Genomic DNA, 20,676 nt, shown 5'->3' with positions numbered 1-20,676 from the left:
TATAAATTAGACGCATGAATGTTTTCATTTTTAGAATATTTGACGACTTTTTGTTCAGGGCAAACGTTAAATGCCTGCGAGTTTCACACGTTGCTCATTTCACTATTTGCAAACTGAATAGTAACTATTAATCTGGTGATTCCTGAGTTGTTGCAAGGATGTGGTGAATGAGTTATCAACTAGACAGAATTGATTTACAGGTTTTGAGAGTGTTGCATTCTCGAGGTCGAATTCCAGTGGTGGAATTGGCGAAGCAGGTTAACTTAACCACATCACCATGCTCTGAACGCGTAAAACGGTTGGAAAAAGAAGGCTTCATCAATGGCTATCACGCAGAGCTCAATGCCGAAAAGCTTGGGCTGGATGTGCAGGTCTTTATTCATATTCGTCTTGATCAAACCAGCTTCTCGATTTTCGAGAAATTTGCTAAAGCGGTCGAGTTGATGCCTGAAATTGAAGAGTGCTACTCGCTGTCGGGTGACTTCGATACCATGATCAAAGTACGAGTAAAGAACATGAAGGCTTATCAGGAATTTATGTCGAGTAAGCTGGGGACGTTGCCTGGCGTGATACAAACTCGTAGTGAAGTGGTCATCGAAGAACACAAGACTGGATTTGGTGTCAATCCAGAGCTGCTTGGTTAATACCCACGTTTGGGTTCACATGACAGACACAAAAAAGGAGCCATGGAGGCTCCTTTTCAATTCTCGTATGTAGCTTGTATCAATTAAGCGCTGACGAAAGTGGTCAATACGCCGATCAGGCCACCAAATACGCCACCCCAAACTACGAGCCAGCCAAGATGCTCTTTAATCATCTTCTGTACGATTTCTTTCACCAAAGCTGGTGTCAGTTCGCTAAGGCGCTGATCGATGATGCTTTCTATGTTCTGCTTGATTTCATCCATCATTGCTGGCGATTCCATCTGCTCTTTTAGCGCTTCTTTGATGCTGTCGCTCTTGCTTAGATCGATAATGGATTCTTGCATCTTCTCTACGAATGGTTGGCGCATAGGTTGCAGCGCTTCTGCTCCGCCAAACATCGCTAGCATGCCACCAAACTGAGATCCTTCAATGACTTCAACCAGTGAGTCAAACGCTGGGTTTAGGTCGACTTTCTCAATCACAGGTTCAAGATTGATGTTTACACCACCTGCCATTTCTTTGTTTAAGAAACGGTCGATGTTTGCTTCAGTAAAGAACTGCTCCATCATCAGGTTTTTGATGGCCAGCTTGAACTCTTCGAAGCGCGCTGGAATGACGCCAGAGCCATATAAGCCGGGTACTTTTTCAAACAGCATGTGAATCGCTAGCCAGTTGGTGATCGCGCCAGAAAAAGCGAACAGACCCGCGTACCAAAGGTAATCATTTTGAATGTGATATCCCGCGCCCATCATGGCGATCGCGAGGATATTAGTCAGCAAACTTTTGTTCATAGTGACCGATTATGTATGAGTTGATGGAGTAATAAGTGGACATGATTTTATACCCAACCGACAGCTAGATGCTAGGTTGAGAACAATAGGATTCATGTGGGCGAGATAGAGTAGGGGCGAAAAAAACAAAACCCGACAATCATTGTCGGGCCACTGCTTTTTCTTAGAAGCTCTAAGATTATTTTTTATTGTGCTTTTAGAAGCGGAAGACCTTACGGCAAAGTTGGCATTTCCAGCGCTCTGAGTAGCCGAATAATTTATCCGCCCAACTTTGTTTTACTTGTACGATCTGCATTGAACCACATTTACACATAAGCTAATTACCTTATTATTAGATTAATAACTAAGCCATCAATTGAGTATAGCTGTTTCTCAAAAAGTGAAATTACAAATGAATCCAGCGAGATACTCTGCGTTGTGTCCACTGCTAACGAATACGCAACGGGGCGCTATACTAGCAGAAAAAGTGTGATTTGCATCCATAAAACTGTTTCATAGTTGAGATTTTAAGTGACAATGATCACGTATTGCTTCGAGTCGGTTTCTGAAGAAAACGGATGGATATAGCAAAATTGAATAAAAAACGGCGCTTGGTGCGCCGTTTTTGCTTGGTGATTTACAGCTATCTAAAGAGCATTAACTCTCCAACTCTTCCCCAAGGAAGCCACCTGTCTGGTGCGCCCAAAGCTGAGCGTAAATGCCGTTGTTAGCAATAAGCTCTTTGTGTGTGCCTTGTTCGACGATGTTACCTTTATCAAGCACAATCAAGCGATCCATTTGCGCAATGGTCGACAAACGGTGCGCGATGGCGATAACGGTTTTGCCTTGCATCAGCTCGTTCAAGCTTTCCTGAATGGCGGCTTCAACTTCTGAATCCAGTGCTGAAGTCGCTTCATCAAGTACCAGCAAAGGTGCGTCTTTTAGCAGCACGCGTGAAATCGCAATACGCTGGCGTTGACCACCAGACAGTTTCACACCGCGCTCACCCACTTGTGCGTCGTAACCCACGTTGCCGAACGGGTCGGTTAGGGTTTCGATAAACTCGTGTGCGTGCGCTTGCTTAGTCGCTTTAATCAGGTCTTCTTCAGTCGCATCTGGGTTGCCATACAAGATATTGTCGCGGATTGAGCGGTGTAGCAAAGACGTGTCTTGCGTCACCATACCAATATTCGATCGCAGCGAGTCTTGCGTGACGCTCGAGATTTCCTGCCCATCAATCTTGATGCAACCTTCCTCTACATCGTGGAAGCGCAATAACAAGTTCACTAAGGTGGATTTACCTGCGCCAGATCGTCCAACTAAGCCCACTTTCTCACCCGGTTTGATATTAAGGTCGAGGTTGTTTATCACGCACTTTTTCTCACTGTAATGGAAGCTCACGTTATCGAAGTGGATGCCGCCTTGAGACACTTGCAGATCTTTCGCATCGGCTTTGTCTTTGATGTCGATAGGTTTAGATAGCGTCTTCATGCCATCTACGACAGTACCCAAGTTTTCGAATAGGGCACCGACTTCCCACATGATCCACATCGACATACCATTGATACGCAGGGCTAAGCTGACAGCAATTGCAATGGCACCAACGCTAATCGCGCTATCCAACCACAAGTAAATCGACAGTGCAGCCACCGAGAACACCAATAGATAGTTGGAGATCTCTACCGCTACATCGAAGCCGGTCACCAAGCGCATTTGGCGATATACGGTATTCAAGAAGCCTTTCATGCCTTCTTCGGCGTACTCGGTTTCTCGTTTACTGTGCGAGAACAGCTTCACGGTTTGAATGTTAGTGTAGCTGTCGACAATGCGCCCAGTCATGGTGGAGCGTGCATCGGCTTGTTCAGTAGCCACGGCTTTTAGTTTCGGCACAAAGTGGATCTGAATAGCGATGTACGCCATTAGCCAAACCAACATTGGGATCATTAAGCGCCAGTCAGCCGCCGCCAGCATCACGATAATACTGGTGAAGTAAACCAAGACATAAACAAACACATCCATCGTCTTCATGACGGTTTCTCGCACCGCCAAAGAGGTTTGCATCACCTTGGTAGCGACACGCCCTGCAAAATCGTCCTGATAGAAGTTCAGACTTTGATTAAGCAAGTAACGGTGTGCAAGCCAACGTACCGACATCGGGTAGTTACCCAGTAAAGTTTGGTGAATCAGCAGCGAGTAAACCACCACCAAAATTGGCATGACAACCAGCAATAAAGATCCGTAGAAAATAAGGTCCGCTTTGTTGTCTTGCAAAAAAGTTTCTGGGTTGCTGGTGGATAGCCAATCAACCAACTGACCCATGGCACCAAACAGGGACACCTCTACGATTGCCACAATCGTCGACATGATCGACATGATGATCAGCGGTTTCTCAAAGCCACGCGTGTAATGGCGTAAGAAGGCGTAAATCCCAGTTGGGGGTTGGTCAGGCTGTGATTTGGGGAACGGCTCAGTAAAGCCTTCAAATCGTTTAAACATAACTCATCCTAAAGTTAAAACATTGCCACGTCAGAGAGTGAATTCATCAATTCTTTCTACCTTGGACGAGGTCGAAACACTGAACGTGGTGATAAGACATATTGAGGTCTGCTAGCCAGAAAAGCAGACAAATTTCGTACGTGAGAGAGGCGAAAAAATAGTCTAACCGATTGCATTTTAAATGTAACTAGTTGGTTATAAAGAATTCACTAGTGCATTGTTCTTGAGATTGTCATTCACACGCCACAAAACCGCAAATCGGCACGGTGACAATAAAAAGTCGGGTAAAAAGAGTTTTTGTCAGAAACATTTACCTTTGACTGATGAATTTATTATTAAAAACAGCAAAACCGAAGTTAACAATAAATTTACAATCTCATCATTCTAGTGAAAAGGAATGTTTGGATGCTATTACACGAATCAGTGCCTCAGAATGCACATGGAAAAGAAGAAAGCACGCAAAGTGCTCTGCGTCATACCGCAAATTGCGTTGTGATGGTGCCGCCGAAAGAGTTTCGTTTTAACGAAGAAACCGCGCAAGACAACGAGTTTCAACACCAAGTTTCTCTGACTCAAGAAGAAGTCTCACGTAACACCATGGCTGAATTTTCCGCGATGGTTGAAACCTTGCGTAAAGAAGGCGTGCAAGTCGTCGAGTTTGATTACCCTCAATCAGACATTGCCACGCCAGATGCGGTGTTCCCGAATAACTGGTTTAGCACCACTCCAGAAGGCACTTTGTATACCTTCCCGATGGCGTGTGAAAACCGTCAGCATGAAGTTCGCCCAGATGCGCTGGTTGCTGCATTAGCACAAGCGGGTCGAGAAGTGCATCAACAAGATTCATTAACCGAATACCTTGATGAAGAAGCCTACCTAGAAAGCACGGGCGTGATGGTGTTCGACCACTTTAACAAAACCGTTTATGCCGCGCTCTCACAGCGTTGTGATCGTCTGGTGTTAGAAGATTATGCCAAGCGCATTGGTTACGATCGTGTGATTTCTTTCCAAACCCGTTTGCCTTCTGGCGCGCCGATTTACCACACCAACGTGATGATGGCAGTAGGTGAGCAGTTCTGCGTGATTTGTGATGAAGTGATCCCTGAGTTTGAGCGTCGCTTTGTGCTTAAATCATTGGCGAAAGATAAGCAGGTGATCTCGATTTCTCTTGAGCAGATGAACCAGTTCTGCGGCAACATCCTCCAATTGGAAACGGTACGCGGCGATAAGGTCATTGCTATGTCTCAATCGGCTTACGATGCGTTCTCACCAGCACAAAGAAATCAACTGGCGACTCACGGTAAATTGCTGCCATTCGACGTTTCTACCATCGAATCGATCGGCGGTGGCTCTGTACGCTGCATGTTAGGCGAAGTGTTCTTACCAAGCCGCAAAGCCGTGCTATAAACCGACTCTGAATTTCCCCCAAAAAGCACCATGTTGAAAGATGTGGTGCTTTTTTATTTGTATCGCAGAAAATGTCCAAATGAATAGCAAAATACTTGTTTCATCCTAATGTGCTCTGAGTATGATTTTGCCCATACATCATGCAGGTGTATTATTTAGCTGCTATTTATATGTATTGTGTTTCATATAAAAATAAAGGCTAGGTTATGGTTATGATCAACACGTGCAGAAGGGCGGGGTTGTATTGCCTGATGGGAGTGATGTCTTTGCTTGCCATCTCGGGCTGTAATGACTCTACCACTGAAACGACCACCTCATTAACGTCTCAAATCTCTCACCAACAAAGCTTGTCACTTAATGTCTCTAATCGAGTTGATGAGACTGAAATGTCTAATCTAGAACTGCTGTTTGTTTTCGATGTTGCCAATCAGAACGAAACGTTTGCCGTTCGAATACAAGATGTTCTAGGAAGAGAAGTGGCTGGTTTCCATCAGGGGGAAGCATTTCAAAGTAACGTTGTGGTAGTGCCTGAATCTGGCATTGTGCCATTCACATTCGATGTCGATAACGCCAGCGATGTGAATGGCGGTGTGGCTAAGATGACGGTGATTGTGAGAGGGCATGGTTTTTTCTCTAACTCTCAAGTGTTTGACCTGACCCAAACTACGATGTCCGATAACTATTGGATTGAAATTGTTCCTAAGTCAGAAAAGGCTGAAGAGGCAACTACTTTTGCTGAAGAGCGTGTTGACTTAGATGGTCACGTCACCAGTTCTCAGGTGGATGTCGCGACGGTTAGCAAAGATGACAGCACGGATGGAGGCAAAATCCTTGATGGCGCAACTGCCAAGTTATCGATTCCTGCCGGCACGGGGCTCATTGATGAAGATGGGCAGCCTTTTACGCCTTTAGGAGAGGTTTCTGTTTCGATGATGCTGTTTTCAGCGGATCCAAAAGGCCTAGCTGATGATGAGAATAACCCGCTATACCTTTTCCCTGGTGGTTTATCACCAGATGGATTTGATGGTGAGCTCCCAAGCGATATTACCTCTCCTGACAGCGTGACCTTTATTTCTGCTGGTTTTGTTGCGATTGAGATTGGCGATGAGAGCGGCAACAAAGTGTCATCGTTTGATGGCGAAGGGGTTACCTTGGCATTTGAAGTTCCAAAATCCACAATAAATCCGCAAACAGGTGAACCACTATCTTTGGATGACGGCACGATCCCTATTTGGAGCTATACCGACTCTACGGGTAAATGGCGCTATGAAGGTGATGCTGTCATAGAGCAAGAAAACGAAAACACCTTTACCGTCTCGAAACCAATCACTCACCTCTCATACTACAATCTGGATTGGTATGGACAAGATCGTTGTCAACTTGATGTCGACGTTGTGGATGCGAATGGCGACCCCAATAATCAAAAGTTACGCCTCTCCTTTGCCAAAGCTGGCGGTGGTTGGGCTTACAAGCCTTCTGGGTGGGGCGATGACCCTGAAAAGTTAAACATCAATCGAGTGCCTGCCTTTGCTGGCCATTTTGATCTGCTCGACAGCCAAGGTAATAGCTTACTGGCGTCGATTGAAGTGGACGGTGAGGTTATTGAAGTAGCCGATGGTTCTGAGGGACTCGATCTCGATGACTTCTGTTTTGGTGTATCGAGTGACTCCACTAAATCGTTCAAGGCTACCTTGAATATTGTAAACCCTCCTCGTATTGATGTCGAAACAGGGCTGTCGTTAGTTTGTCCAATCGACGAAACGAAAACTCAGACAGTCGACTCCGGCTATTACTACTTATATTCCGGTTATTCTTATGAAAGTTCGGGTGAAGTAAATGGGGATAGCATTACGTTTTCCAACTTGGTTGAAGACGGGTTATATCGACTCTATTACTACGGTGGGCAGACTTGGGCACAAGTAGAATTTACCGCCAAAGCAGACACGACCACTATTTCACTGATGTCACTTCAACTGTGTGACAAAATTGACCAGGCCATTAAAACCCGCTTGGTATGTACCGACGACGATATGGCCGTCACGCGCTTTAAAGCCGCACCTGAAGCGTATTTTTGGATGTACAACCGAGATTATTCTCACTATTTATGGGGGAGAACAGACTCTGATGGTAACGCCACGCAAAGTGATGCGGTCGAATCGATTGAATACATGGGCTCAGCCTATTCTTACTTTGAGAACCGTTATTACTGGGGTGAACGTACAACCGCCACGACGAGTGCCGATAAGGCGATCACTTTTGATATTCAGTTACCAAGCTCCAATGAATATTGTCTTGCCGAATTACCGATTGATTACCTTCAAACGTTCGTTTTTGCTGAGAACACAGAAGCGCTGGCAGACGGTGTCGCAGAAATCATTATTGCCGTTCAGGAGCGCGATGAGTTTGGTACGGCTCGTGAATCGAATTCAGGTGATCTTACCTTGAGTGCTGAACCTGCTGAAGAGGTCATGATTTCTGGGGTTACTTCGAATGGTGATGGTACGTATAGCGCCAAGGTGACGTCTACAAAAGCGCAAGAAGTCGTTATCTCCGGAAAGATTGATGACAATGCCTTAGGAGGCTCTGCGACAGTAGAGTTTATTCCTGTGGTTGATTTCTCAAATGCCGTCTTTAGTCGGGATAAAGCGTCCGCCAGTGCGGATGGTAGTGAACAAATTAAGGTGACTGTACAACTCAAAGATGCGGATGGAAATGACTATACATCGTCTGGTGGTGACATCAAGTTTGGCGAGCTTTCTGGGTTAACTTTGAAGTCTTACCAAGATAATGACGATGGCACTTACACCGGCGTTTTCATTAGTGAAACGTCAAAAACCTTCAATATCACAGCATCGATTGCAGGTATCGCACTATCTAGCAGCATAAATATCGAGTTTACGCCAGTGTTAGATACCAACAGCGCTGACTTCTCACTTGATAAGAGTTCAGCAAGCGCAGATGGTGTTGACGTTATTACCGTGACCTTGCAGCTAAAAGACAAAGAGGGGGATGATTACACCAGTTCTGGCGGTGCAGTCGTTTTTGATACACCAAATGGGTTAACTAAGTTCGACAGCCAAGATAATGGCGATGGCTCTTATACTGTGAAGTACAAAAGCTCTACGTCAGGCTCCTACACAGTGGGAGCTTCGCTAGACGGCAGTAAATTTGCTGAATCCATTTCCTTTGAATTTACTCCAGTTCTTGACCTCAGCAACACTGAATTTACTCGTGATAAAAGTTCTGCAAATGCCGACGGATCCGATGTGATCACAGTAACCATTCAATTGAAAGATACGGAAGGTAACAACTACACAAGTTCAGGCGGTACTCTTGAGCTCTCATTACCAGCAGGCGTGAGTGTAGTTACTTCTCAAGATAATAGTGATGGTACTTATACTGTGAGTTTCTCTAGTTCGAGCTCCGGTACTAAATCAGCAGGAGTATCTATTGGGGGAACCCAGTTATCCAGCTCTATTTCTTTGTCTTATGCTCAGGTCTTAAATCTTTCTGCAGCAGCGTTCAGCCGTGATAAAGACTCCGCGAACGCAAATGGTAGTGACCAGATTACCGTAACGGTTCAACTAAAAGACACCAATGGTGCTGACTATACATCGTCCGCGGGGGATATTTCATTCTCTGTGCCTAGTGGGGTAACGGAAGTATCAAATACAGACAACGGTGATGGTTCGTATACTGCTGTCTTTACAACAGTGAACGCAGGTAGTTATACCCTTGGTGCGAGCATAGGTGGCACTCAGTTGGCTAACGATATTGAGCTTACTTTTAATGCCGTCATTGATTTATCGCAGTCGACATTGAAAGCCGATATCACCACTATTGCAGCAGATGGCAACAGTACTGCTCAGTTGACAGTCACGCTGAAAGACTACGCTGGCAATGCGTTTGTACCATCATCGAACAGTCCTGAACTCACGATTACAGCGGGCTCAGCTGATAAGACGGAATTAGTGAATGCTGGCGATGGGGTTTATACAAGCAGCATTAGCGCTAGCGTTGTTGGAGAGGTCACTGTTACTGCGACCTATGACTCTGGAACCGTTGGCACGCTAAACCTCACATTTGAGGCGGTAGCGCCAAGCGCTTCTCAGTCTACCATCACGAGTGATATTTCCACCTTTGGTGTGGGAGGCGATCATAGTGCAGTTATCACGGTTGCTTTAAAGAAAGCTGATGGCAGTGCTTACACACAAAGCTACGGTGATTTGGTGTTGAGCCCAGAAGGAACGGGGCTAAGCTATGGCACTCCTGTAGATAATGGTGATGGTACGTACACGGTGTCAGTTACTGCAGATACTGCAGGCAGTTATGTCGTGAGTGCTACTGTTGGGGATCTCTCATTGAGTAATTCGTTGCCTTTAACGGTTACCCAAGTCGATGCTACAGAAAGTGTTGTAGCACCTACGGAGTTAAATGGTTCAGGTAATATCACAATCACGCTTAAAGATTCGAGTGGTACCGATTTAGGGCATGGAGGGCACGTAGTGACTGTTGACTCTTCTTCGGACGCATTCATATTCACAGCAGGGGGATTTGGCTCATTTAGTGATATTGTGGATAACAATGATGGAACCTACTCGGTTTCAGTGACATGTCTCAAATCAACCAATGGCAATAGTTTTAACATTGAAGTCCAAGCCGATAGTACTTTGGTTGGGAGCGTAGATGTAACCTGCCCGTAAATCTCAGCTTGCACTAACAAAAATGCCACTCAACATTGAGTGGCATCTTTATGCTTTGTCACTGTTAGGTTTGTTTAATCTAAAGCGACCAATTCTTTCTCATGGGTGTTTTCGCCCACTTCATGACAGCAATGGTTGTGGTGATCCTCGTAGCCATCATACGCGCATTCGCCAATATTGTTTCTAGGACAGATAAGATAGTGACTTCTATCGATCAACTCTGTTTGACATATTGGACAGTACTTTTCCATAGCAACCTCCCACAACTAACGATTGAAAATTTCGTCCGTAGACACGAGTTCAAGGGTAATTTTAGACCCTAGATTATGACCGTGATGTGAAGGTTTTATGTGAGGAGAAGAGTGTGTTCTCTGTCTTGACAATGCTCTGACAGAGGGCGGAGTGAGGGTTCTTCTCGCATTTTCATTAGAAGTCTGATTTCAAAAGAAAAGGGGCGATTTAAAGCGTCGCTTTATACTTGATGCTTTGCTGTATCACGCCATAATTTTGCAGCTTCTTTTAGAAGGCACATCACAAAGATATTTGTCTTCATTTCTCGAAAAATTGTTGGAGTATTTTGGCTGTTTATAGGTTCGCTTTGAAGTCTTGGGTTTTGGCAATGTGTCAGGGAAGAAAAGCACAGATAAACACAAGGTCAGCGGCTGGGCTGACCTTTTTCTCGATAATTTTATGAGGCTCAGTAGCTAAGCTCTTCTTTTGGAAATGTGCCTTCACCATTAGAAACAATAGCGTCTATTTGGATTGAGGCATCCATAAAGATTTCTGATACACCGATAACAGTGCACGCTGGAAGTTCTTTATCAAAGTAGCTCGCTAAAATATCCTCGACAACGTGCAAGTCGCTGATATCTTTTAGCTGAATATTCAGCTTCACGATGTCGTCCATTACATGGTGTACGCTTTTTATGATGGCTTTGATGTTGTCGAGGCATTGCATGGTTTGCTCGCCTATGTCATTAGCAATGACTTCGCCACTCGACGGATGGATTGGCAGTTGTGCAGAAACGTTATTGTAATGCGAGAAAGCGACAGTTTGAGTTGAGAACTTGCTGATTGGCGCCGCTTCTGTGTTGTGGGCGCGAATCACAATCCCATGTCTATCTTCTACGGCTTGTGGTGGCGTTCCGTCCCCATGAGAAACCGTCGCGTCTATTTGTACCAAGGCGTCCATTGGTAACCCCTCTGCTTTGGTGACAGTACGAGCGGGCACGTAGGCAACGCTTCTTGCTATCGCTGAGTCTGGAAAAAATGTGCTGTAGATTTGATTGACAGCAAAGGCATCGTCGAGATTTCTCAGATGGATATTGAGTTTAACAATGTCATCAAAAGGGACATCAATACTATTCAGTATGCTCTTGATGTTTTTTAAACATTGTCGAGTTTGCGCTTTGATCCCGCCTTCAACAATATTACCTGTTTCTGGTTCGATCGGCAGTTGGGCTGAAATGTGGTTGTAATGTGAGAACGCAACACTTTGGCTCGACAGCAAACTGGCTGGGGCTTTTGCTGTGTTTCTTACCAGCTTGATCAGCTCGCAAGGTTCTTGAGGGTGTGTTCCTTCGCCGTTCGAAATGAGCGCGTCGATTTGAACCAAAGCGCCTTCCAAAGGCAGTGCAGCAACGGCAATTACGGTTCGAGTTGGAAGGTGGCTGATGAAGTATTGTTTATAAACTTCATCGACAGCATCCAGATCGGTCATAGATTTAAGATAAATCGTGATTTTAACGACGTCATTTAAGCTGTGCTCAATGCTATCCACGATTGACCTAATATTGCTTAAGCATTGCTTAGTTTGCTCTTTGATGCCCCCTTCCACTAACTTTTGGCTTTCTGGGTCAATCGGCAGTTGCGCTGAGATATTGTTGTAATGGGAGAAAGCCACTGATTGAGTTGAGCCGTCGTTGATTGGTGCATTTTCTGTATTTCTAGATACTTTGATGATTTCGCCGTGCATTTCGAATGTTCTCCAATTCTGGCTGCTGTAGGAACGCTGTGGGTACGCTGATACAGGCAATAGATAGCCAGACCAACCGCTCAAAACAGAGGCAAGTCTGGCTATGTGTGCCGAATAAAAACGTTAGTTAGTGAATGGGATCGTTATAGGGTGCTGAGGAAGGTCAGGATTTTGTCTTCGTGACGCTTGATGGTTTCTTCGCTTGGCGTGATTGCATCTTTATGAGTGAAGTAAACCAAGATGGCCATTTGCGCCGTTAGGCGGTTCTCTGCTTCGTCGAATGCCACAGAGTATTCACTTTCTAGCGCACCGCGAGTGACTTCCTCTTTGTCGTTGGCAGGTAAGCAGTGCAGAAGCATTGCACCTGGCTTCGCTTTTGCCATTAACTCTTCCGTGATCACGTAATCAGGCATGAAGGCAGCTAAGCGCTCTTCTTTCTCATCCATTTGAGTAACCCAGTAGAAGCTGTCGCCGTAGACCACATCACAATCGCTGATTCGCTCTACATCATCGGTGATCTCAATATGACCGCCAGACTCTTTGCAGAACGATTCTGCAAGCTCGACCCATTCTGGTTCCATGTGGTATTTAACTGGCCCAATTTGTTTAAAGCCCATGCCGTATTTCGCACAAGTTAGCATCAATGAGCGGCATACATCAGTAGCGTCACCCATGAATGCCAAAGTCAGTTCATTAAGCTGGCGACCATCAGTGATGTGTTCACGAATAGTAAATAAGTCAGCCAGCATTTGTGTTGGATGGAAACGGGTATCTAGACCGTTGATGACTGGTACGGTAGACATGTTTAATAAACCATCTAGCGTTTCAGGGCTGTTAGTGCGAGCCATGATCACATCACACATACGTGATAACACACGTGAGGTGTCATCAATAGACTCTTTGCCGCCAAGGTGGATGTCTTTTGGCGATAGGAACAAAGCGTGACCACCAAGTAGCGTTGCGGCAACTTCAAATGAAACGCGTGTGCGAGTCGAGCCTGCTTCGAAAATCATCCCTACTGACTTTCCTTTGAACAGTTGTGGGACAGCATTATCTTTGCGCGCTTGTTTTAGGTAGCTCATTAATTCCATCATGTTGTCCATTTCTCGGACTGAGAAATCTTTCATAGACACCATATGCTCAATGTTGGCTTTGTGTAGGTCAGTTGCACTTGAAGAAGGTAATTTCATAATCATATTCCTATTTTCATTTGGGGCTTACCTAAGCTCGCCCCTTTTATTTTGAGTCGTTGGATTCGTATGGATTTAAACTTGAGGTACTTGTTGAGTAATGCAGTGGATATTGCCGCCACCGAGCAAAATCTCACGAGCAGGCACACCGTTTACTTCATAGCCTGGGTAGAGATCCTCTAAGAGCGCAATCACCTCTGCGTCGTATCGCTTATCGAGTAGAGGTAGAACAATCTGGTTGTTCGTGATGAGATAGTTCGCGTATGAGGCGGCTAGACGCTCACCGGCTTCACGCTCCATCCCTTCGGCAATATCAATCCCTGCTGCTTCCTCTTTTGCCATGTACAAAGGACCTGGCATTGGCAGCTTATGGACTTTGATTTTTCGGTCTTTCGCGTCTCTTTGATTTGTTAGGCAGTCGTAGGCTTCGCGACTGATTTCGTACTGCGGATCATTCGGGTCGTCACACCAAGTCAAAACCACTTCTCCGGGTTTGACTATGTGGAGAATGTTATCGACGTGACCATTGGTTTCGTCGTTGTATAAGCCACGAGGCAACCAAACTATTTTCTCCACATTAAGGTGCTCACGGAGAATTTTGCTCAGTTCTTCCTTACTAAGATCTGGGTTACGGCTCTTGTCCAGTAGGCACTCTTCTGTGGTGTACAAGGTGCCTTCGCCATCGATGTGGATTGAGCCGCCTTCAAGGATTATTGGTGCTCTGTAACGTGCATCAGAGGTAATTTCACACATTTTCTGAGCCACTTGATCATCGCGTTTCCATGGCCAGTACAAACCATCCACAAAACCGCCCCAAGCATTAAACTCCCAGTCGACACCGCGACGCTCACCGTTGTCATTTACGACGTAGCTTGCGCCGATATCGCGCATCCAAGAGTCATCGGTCGATACTTCCAAAACGCGAATATCATCAGGTAAGCGAGATACCGCATTGTCATATTGCTCTGCGCTTACCAACATGGTGACAGGTGTGGTTTTGTTGATTTGCTTGGCTACGTCGGCAAACACTTTTTGCGCAGGTTTTGCACCGTTACGCCAGTTATCTGTGCGCTCTGGCCAAGCCATCCAAATTTCACTCTGAGGTTCGTGCTCACCAGGCATTCTGAACCCGTCTTGCTTTGGTGTGGTTTCTAATAGCTTTTTCATTGTCTAACTCCTGAACTAAGCCTCAGCTTTTTGTTCCATTTGTTGATTTTTGCGTTTCAAGGCACCGAGTAAGATCCACTCGCCAATTAAGATCGTGGTGATGACGCCGATTAATACCGGAGCGGTGTAGTTCCAATCGGCAACGGTTAGGTCAAGTGCTTCTGGGAAGATGAAGAGCACTACCGCTTGTAAAATGACGAAGAAGCACACAATGGACATCACAAACTGCAATCCCATGCCGCCAGGGACTTTAAATGGGCGTTCGCGTTCACCATCTACCAAGCGCAGCTTGAGATAAGCAGGGAACATAAACAGATAAGGCAATAAGAAAATGCAGCTTGAAAAAGCGAAGATGGACCAAAACAAATCGTCATTACCTTGAGCAAATAGGGCGTATGACAAGATCACCACGGTAGAAACTGTGCCAGTGATATTGTTCGCACCCACGGGAGAGCCTTTGTCCGATACCTTTGCAACAGCGGCTGGTAGTTCGCCCTCTTGTGCTGCTTCTGCGGCGGCACGGCTTGCGCCCATTGTCCAACTCACCATGTTGCCGATGAGCGTTAATAGAGCGCAGACACCAAAGAAATACACCATGGCATTGCCCAGCGGACCATCACCAAACAGGGTCTTGAAGGTATCGATTAAGCCTGCAACCAAGCCGATGCTCTCTACAGGTAACGCCATCAGAATGCCAATGGTTCCAAAGATGTAGAGGAACGCAGTGATACCAATAGAAAGGAATACGGCTTTTGGCATATCGCGTACGTCTTTCATCTCTTTAGTCATGGTTGCAACCAGTTCGAATCCCATTAGGTTGAATACAATGGCAGGAAGAAATGCCACTGCTGAATCAAGCGTAGGAACCATTGCTGCAAGCGTGAATTCATTCGCAACGCCGTGTTTCATCGCATAGATAAAACCGCCTACACCCAATGTGCCGATCACCAAGATTTTTAGAATTGCACCGATGTTGGTGACCCAAACCCCAATGTCTGCTGAGACGTTACAGATCCAAACGGTAAGCCATGTGAGCGCAATACAAATCGCAATTTGTCCCCACAATGAAAGGTCGGGCATAAACAGCTCGGCGAACATACCTGCAAACATGATGTATACCGCAGGCATCCAGAGACCGACGTTGATCCAATAGAACCAAGTGGTACGAACTGCCCATTTAAAATTGAACGCCTCTTTTACCCAATCATAAATACCGCCGTCACCAGGGTAGGTCGTGCTTAATTCCGAGGTGATGAATCCATAGGGAATGACAAAAAAGATCAGCATTACGACCCACCACCCGATTGAGCTGACCCCGATACTGGCGGATGCCGTGAGTGTGTCGACCACCAGTACTGCACATAACGTAAATAGTGCAATACTCATGACCCCCATTTTTCCTTGAGTTTCGTTGCTCATTGTTTCGCTCCTTAACTACCGAATATGGCAATTATTAAAAGTGAAATTTATGTAACGAACCTTGATGCGAATTTAATATCGGCTTTGGAAAGGTTAATTGCGTAGGAAATTAAAAGAAGTTAGGCATTTTTAGAGGAAAAAAACGTAATTATCGAAATACTTGTTCTTGATCAATTTATGAAATTCAGATTTTTCTTACTTAGCTAAGCACAAAAATATATACGAGATCACATATCGAGTTTAAGTGTGCTAATAATAATGAGTTCGTGATATCAATAAGGTTTTTTAAGCCCAAATATGGACAGGAATCGAATTGTGATTTTTATCTCCAATCCTTTCCTGTGAATTCAATACAGTGAATTGAGTCTATTCTGACGTCACTTATTTGGAGATTTAGATATGTCAAAACCTATTATTGTTGTGGCTGTTGGGGGTAACGCTCTATTGCAACGTGGAGAGGTGATGAGTTGTGAAAACCAACAGAAAAGTATTGCGCAAACCGCGAGTTCACTGGCTGAATTGAGTAAAAACTACCGTTTAGTCATTGTGCATGGTAATGGTCCTCAAGTCGGTCTGCTTTCTTTGCAGAATAATGCTTACAAAGACTGTCCTCCTTATCCTTTTGATGTTCTTGGAGCAGAGACGCAAGGCATGATTGGGTATTTGATTCAACAAGGTCTTAATGCCGCGATTGAAGACCGCTATACCACGACGATACTGACGCGAATTGTCGTCGATGAAAACGACCCTGCTGTTGCTGACCCTTCCAAGTTCATCGGCCCAGTTTATACCGAGGAGCAAGCGAAACAACTTGCTGAGGCAAATCATTGGGTTGTGAAACCTGATGGCTCGCATTGGCGCCGTGTCGTCCCTTCTCCTAAGCCACAAGAGATCTTAGAAATCAAAGCAATCAAAGACTTACTTGAGAAAGAACACCTGATCATTTGTGGTGGCGGTGGTGGTGCGCCAGTGATCGAAAAAGACGGGGCATATGTCGGATTTGAAGCGGTTATTGATAAGGACATGACAGCGGCATTAATTGCAGAACAAATTGGGGCGGAGCACTTGCTGATTCTGACTGACGGCACTCACGTTTGTCTTAACTGGGGAACACCACAAGAGCAAAAGCTAGAGAATGTGACTATTGAGCAAATGAAGCAATATTCTTTCCCTGCAGGATCGATGGGACCGAAAGTTGATGCATGCTGCCAGTTTGTTGAAAAAACAGGACAAAGTGGTCATATCGGTGATTTATCTTTTGCGTTAGAAATCATTGAAGGGAAATCTGGTACACATATACAAGCATAATATGCAAATAAGTTAATTCACAAATTAATAAGGTCGCATGTCAAAGTTACGGTCGCTTTTGGCGGACATTGATAGTGTGACCTTATATATTAGGTGTTAATTAAAACTTGGAAGGACAACATCACGATGCGAAAAGTTAGTACGGAAACAAAATTGTTGAAAATTAACGAAGCAGTTGTCCGCCTGATGGAAAGGCGAGAAGCGACGGATATTTCCATGTACGACGTTGCTAAAGAGTGCGGAATGGCAACTTCAACGGTTTATCATCATTATCCGAATATAGAAAACTTATTTCATAGTTTATTGGAGAATGTTTTTGTCGATTTCGACTTATTATTAAAGCAATGTGTTGATGAAGAACAAGTTCTACATTGGACCGATATTAATCGAATGATAGAAACCGCTTATGTGAATTACTACAATAACAATCCAATTGCCAAAAAGTTGATATTAGGGCGCCACACGTTTGCAGAGTTAGGTCATGCAGATACAGAACACGATCTTGAGCTAGGACATCAAGTTGAGATGATTTATCGCCAGTTCTTCGACATTCCTCAGCTACCTCAACCGATTAATATTTTTGCTATATCTCTGCAAGTTGCCGACAAAATCTATTCTCTCTCTTACCGCAAATATGGCTACATCACCCCTGAACTGGCTAAAGAAGCTCTTCGCCTGTCTGAGTCTTATCTTCAGCTCTACATTCCCCCAATTTGTCAGAAGGTTGATTTTCATTCGTGCTGAAGCAAAAGCACAGATAAAAACAAGGTCAGCTGTAGAGCTGACCTTTTTGGTTTAGCATGCTTCAGCGTGATGCTCTTGTTGAAAGCGAGAATCTTGCTTTGAATGTTTCGGTACAAAACAGAGCTTGTCTGCGGACATCTTCAAACCATTTTGCATCTTGATATGAGTGACGGCCCAAATCACGCAACCATGAGGAAGGTTGAACAGTGAGCGGGTTTGAGTGAAAAGGACGCCATCATCATAAGCAGGTGTAACGTTAATAGCTTTACCTTGCCATGCCTGACGAACGCTTTTCACATCAATGTTAGGCACAATCAGTGAGAGCATTTCTGGCTCAACATCCTTGACGACTTTGAGGCAAATGCGGCATCCATCGTAGTATTGTTCAACCCAAACTTTATGGGGAATGCTTTGGTCAACCCAGTCTAACTGCAGTATGTGTTCCATGGTTTATTCCTCAGGTAGATCCAACAAAGGCAGCGTCGAAACACTGCCTTGTTAGGTGGGTAAAAGGTTATTCGTAACTTAGCCCGTGACCGAATTCGTATAAGGTGTCTGCTTCGTCATAACCTGGGTAGTCAGAGTGCTGGTTCAAAATCGCTTGCGCGCTGTTTGCCAGTGCAAATGGAAGCTTGCCTTGAGGAGCGAAGTTGCCAGAAAGGACTTCCATTAAGTTGCTGTCTGATACACCGAAGGTGGCTAAGATTGCGCCCGACTTTTTCATGTTACTTGCATCATCCAGTACGAACGGTTGACGGAAGTTAATTGAAAGCACGGTATTTTCTGCGCCAATTTCACTCATGACGGCTTGGATATCGGTCAGACTTGGCTCAATTTTCCAAGATGCTGCGGTTGCCATTTGGCTAAATGCCAACAGGTCGAGTTCATCTGGGTTTGCACCACCAAAGATAAGCTCAGGATCCGCACCTTCATTGGAGACACGCACGCGAATAACTGCGTAATCGGTGCCTGCTGGTACTGGTGGGCGAGCTTCACCATCTTCATAATCACCAGACGTCACATCAAAGCCGTAGCGCTCGTCGCCAGCGATGGTTTCATCCATACCCATCACATAGAGTGAAACTGCTTTGTCGGCGTTTGGTTTGGCGAGTGGTAATGTCTTGTCTGTGTTTTGCAGCAGAACCACGGATTTCTTCTGAGCGTAGTCTGCACGTTCTTGATGTTCGGCGTTGCCTAAGATTTCTTGGGCTTTATCGACGTCCACATACGTGTTCTCAAACAAACCAAGTTGGAACTGCTCTTTGACGAGACGAGTCACTGAGAGATTGACACGCTCTTCGTCAATCAGTCCTTTGTTGACCAGATTTACGATGACGTCTTTATCATTAAAGCCAGAGAGAACGTCGACGCCAGCTTCGATTACCATCGCAACTTGCTCGTCGATGGTTTTATCTTCCACACCCCATGCACGGTCGCCGATGATACCTGTATCGGAGTTGACGTTGCCGGTATAGCCCAGCTCACCACGCAGCAGATCGGTCACAATGCCTTTAGAGAAGGACATGCCTACATCGTTTGGCATCCACTTTTGATCTACTGGTATGCCGTAATAAGGCATGATCGAAGAGGCGCCAGCGTCAATCGCGGCAATAAACGGGATCAGGTGATAATCAAAGTTGTCTTTTGGATAGACTTGGTTTTGCCCAAAGTCGTAGTGAGGGTCACCGCCGTTTTCTTGAGGGCCACCACCAGGAAAGTGTTTGATCGTAAGGGCGATGCTGTCTTGGTCAATGGCTCCACCACCTTGTAGACCGTTGATCAAAGAGCGCATGATATCTGCCGCAAGCTCCGCGTCTTCTGTAAAGGTTTCATGTACGCGGTACCAACGAGGCTCTGTCGCCAAGTCCATCATGTAGCCATACATACTGCGTAAACCAATCGATGACCATTCTTCATTCATGATGCCCGCAAACTCTTCAATCAGCGCCATATCGCGAGTGGCTGCAAGTCCAGCTTCTTTTGGCCAAGCCGAGAATGCACCTGAAGAGACGTTGATACCCGCTTTTGCAGATGGGTCGATGTGGTTGCGTGCATTGGACTTAAATAGAGCAGGGATACCCATGCGGGTTTTCTCTCGCAGCTCTTGGACACTGTTCATGAAAGTTGCCGCTTCTTTAGGTGAAATCTGGCAGCCAGAGCGTCCGCTATCACAGTTTGGTGCGTTTTCTGGGGCTTCCACCACGTTGTTACGGAAGATAAAACGGGTCATCTGAGCATCGGCGATCATGTCTTGGCCTTTGCTTGTCACGACACCGCCTTCACCGGAGTTTAGTGTGTCGATAAGCATCATGCCGGCTTTCTCTTCAAGCGTCATTCGGTTAACAAGATCAGCGGCGCGCTCTTCTGGTGTGAGACGCCAATCTTCAAACGGTTCTAACGTTCCGTTGCCATTGGAATCTCTAAATTGATAACCGTCGACGCTGAGCACGTCGTGTACTCGAGAGAAGACTTCTGGTTGAACATAGCTGTTGTCATCGTCGGATGAATTACACCCTGCGAGAACAAGCGCCACTGCGATAGGAGTGAGTTGGGTAAGACGTTTCATGTCGCTGTCCTAATGTTGGTATAGTTGTTTTCCAGACCAATATTAGTAATTAGCGCAATTTTGGTTAACCAAAATAAATTAAACTGAAGATTTGGATCACCATATTTTTTATTTAGGTGATTTAACTCAATATATAATTAAAAATAGGTTGACCAAATTAAATGTGATCTTGGTTTTGTAGTCTATTTATTGTTATTTAAATTCTTTAAAATCAGTGTTTTATGTTTGTGTTATGTCGCTTCCAAATTCTATGTAACGCTATGGCTGTTATCGTTTGCTCCAAAATT

General features: G+C 45.2%; 13 protein-coding genes. 5 read left to right on the top strand and 8 right to left on the bottom strand.

Annotation, left to right across the window (positions count from 1 at the left end):
• The first annotated feature begins 167 nt into the window (after nt 1-167).
• Nucleotides 168-644, top strand: coding sequence for an Lrp/AsnC family transcriptional regulator (locus VCHENC03_RS09515; RefSeq protein ID WP_009706655.1), 477 nt, complete (start codon nt 168-170; stop codon nt 642-644).
• Nucleotides 645-727: 83 nt separating this feature from the next.
• On the opposite strand, the gene VCHENC03_RS09520 is transcribed toward VCHENC03_RS09515, so the two are convergent.
• Together VCHENC03_RS09520 and VCHENC03_RS09525 are read right to left on the bottom strand one after the other, a co-directional pair.
• Nucleotides 728-1,435 carry a DUF445 domain-containing protein gene (locus VCHENC03_RS09520; RefSeq protein ID WP_005435770.1) on the bottom strand — a complete coding sequence of 236 codons (708 nt, stop codon included), beginning with the start codon at nt 1,433-1,435 and terminating at the stop codon, nt 728-730.
• Between the two features lie 636 nt (nt 1,436-2,071).
• A complete protein-coding gene (locus tag VCHENC03_RS09525; protein WP_009706654.1) occupies nt 2,072-3,910 on the bottom strand; it encodes an ABC transporter ATP-binding protein in 1,839 nt (612 codons plus the stop codon).
• A 405-nt stretch (nt 3,911-4,315) separates the two neighbouring features.
• On the opposite strand from VCHENC03_RS09525, the gene VCHENC03_RS09530 reads away from it, so the two are divergent.
• Nucleotides 4,316-5,317 carry an arginine deiminase-related protein gene (locus VCHENC03_RS09530; protein ID WP_005435759.1) on the top strand — a complete coding sequence of 334 codons (1,002 nt, stop codon included), beginning with the start codon at nt 4,316-4,318 and terminating at the stop codon, nt 5,315-5,317.
• Nucleotides 5,318-5,529: 212 nt separating this feature from the next.
• Nucleotides 5,530-10,020, top strand: a complete 4,491-nt coding sequence (locus VCHENC03_RS09535; protein ID WP_232310349.1) for an Ig-like domain-containing protein — start codon at nt 5,530-5,532, stop codon at nt 10,018-10,020.
• Nucleotides 10,021-10,717: 697 nt separating this feature from the next.
• On the opposite strand, the gene VCHENC03_RS09540 is transcribed toward VCHENC03_RS09535, so the two are convergent.
• The 4 genes from VCHENC03_RS09540 to VCHENC03_RS09555 all read right to left on the bottom strand — a co-directional run bounded on the left by VCHENC03_RS09540 (nt 10,718) and on the right by VCHENC03_RS09555 (nt 15,771).
• On the bottom strand, nt 10,718-11,995 hold the full coding sequence (locus VCHENC03_RS09540) for a RidA family protein (protein WP_009706651.1): 1,278 nt from the start codon (nt 11,993-11,995) through the stop codon (nt 10,718-10,720).
• Nucleotides 11,996-12,138: 143 nt separating this feature from the next.
• Complete coding sequence (gene argF / locus VCHENC03_RS09545; protein ID WP_009706650.1) at nt 12,139-13,185, bottom strand: ornithine carbamoyltransferase; 1,047 nt, start codon at nt 13,183-13,185, stop codon at nt 12,139-12,141.
• A gap of 75 nt (nt 13,186-13,260) precedes the next feature.
• Nucleotides 13,261-14,352, bottom strand: a complete 1,092-nt coding sequence (aguA, locus tag VCHENC03_RS09550; protein WP_009706649.1) for an agmatine deiminase — start codon at nt 14,350-14,352, stop codon at nt 13,261-13,263.
• A gap of 15 nt (nt 14,353-14,367) precedes the next feature.
• Entirely contained in the window at nt 14,368-15,771 is a 1,404-nt protein-coding gene (locus VCHENC03_RS09555; RefSeq protein WP_009706648.1) for an APC family permease, read from the bottom strand.
• A 399-nt stretch (nt 15,772-16,170) separates the two neighbouring features.
• Between VCHENC03_RS09555 and arcC the strand changes: the two genes are divergently transcribed.
• Nucleotides 16,171-17,079 (top strand): carbamate kinase, encoded by a 909-nt coding sequence (gene arcC, locus VCHENC03_RS09560; RefSeq protein ID WP_009706647.1) that lies wholly within the window; start codon nt 16,171-16,173, stop codon nt 17,077-17,079.
• Nucleotides 17,080-17,205: 126 nt separating this feature from the next.
• The gene (locus VCHENC03_RS09565) at nt 17,206-17,823 is read left to right on the top strand and encodes a TetR/AcrR family transcriptional regulator (protein ID WP_009706646.1); all 618 of its coding nucleotides are present in this window, start codon (nt 17,206-17,208) and stop codon (nt 17,821-17,823) included.
• Nucleotides 17,824-17,874: 51 nt separating this feature from the next.
• Here the strand turns inward: VCHENC03_RS09565 and VCHENC03_RS09570 are convergent, their stop codons facing one another.
• Both VCHENC03_RS09570 and VCHENC03_RS09575 read right to left on the bottom strand, forming a co-directional pair.
• On the bottom strand, nt 17,875-18,270 hold the full coding sequence (locus VCHENC03_RS09570) for a hypothetical protein (RefSeq protein ID WP_005429015.1): 396 nt from the start codon (nt 18,268-18,270) through the stop codon (nt 17,875-17,877).
• A gap of 67 nt (nt 18,271-18,337) precedes the next feature.
• Nucleotides 18,338-20,389 (bottom strand): glycoside hydrolase family 3 protein, encoded by a 2,052-nt coding sequence (locus VCHENC03_RS09575; protein WP_009706645.1) that lies wholly within the window; start codon nt 20,387-20,389, stop codon nt 18,338-18,340.
• Between the last annotated feature and the right edge of the window lie 287 nt (nt 20,390-20,676).

This window comes from Vibrio sp. HENC-03, assembly GCF_000305755.2.
Taxonomy (GTDB): domain Bacteria; phylum Pseudomonadota; class Gammaproteobacteria; order Enterobacterales; family Vibrionaceae; genus Vibrio; species Vibrio owensii.
This window is presented reverse-complemented; position numbering and strand designations above follow the sequence as displayed.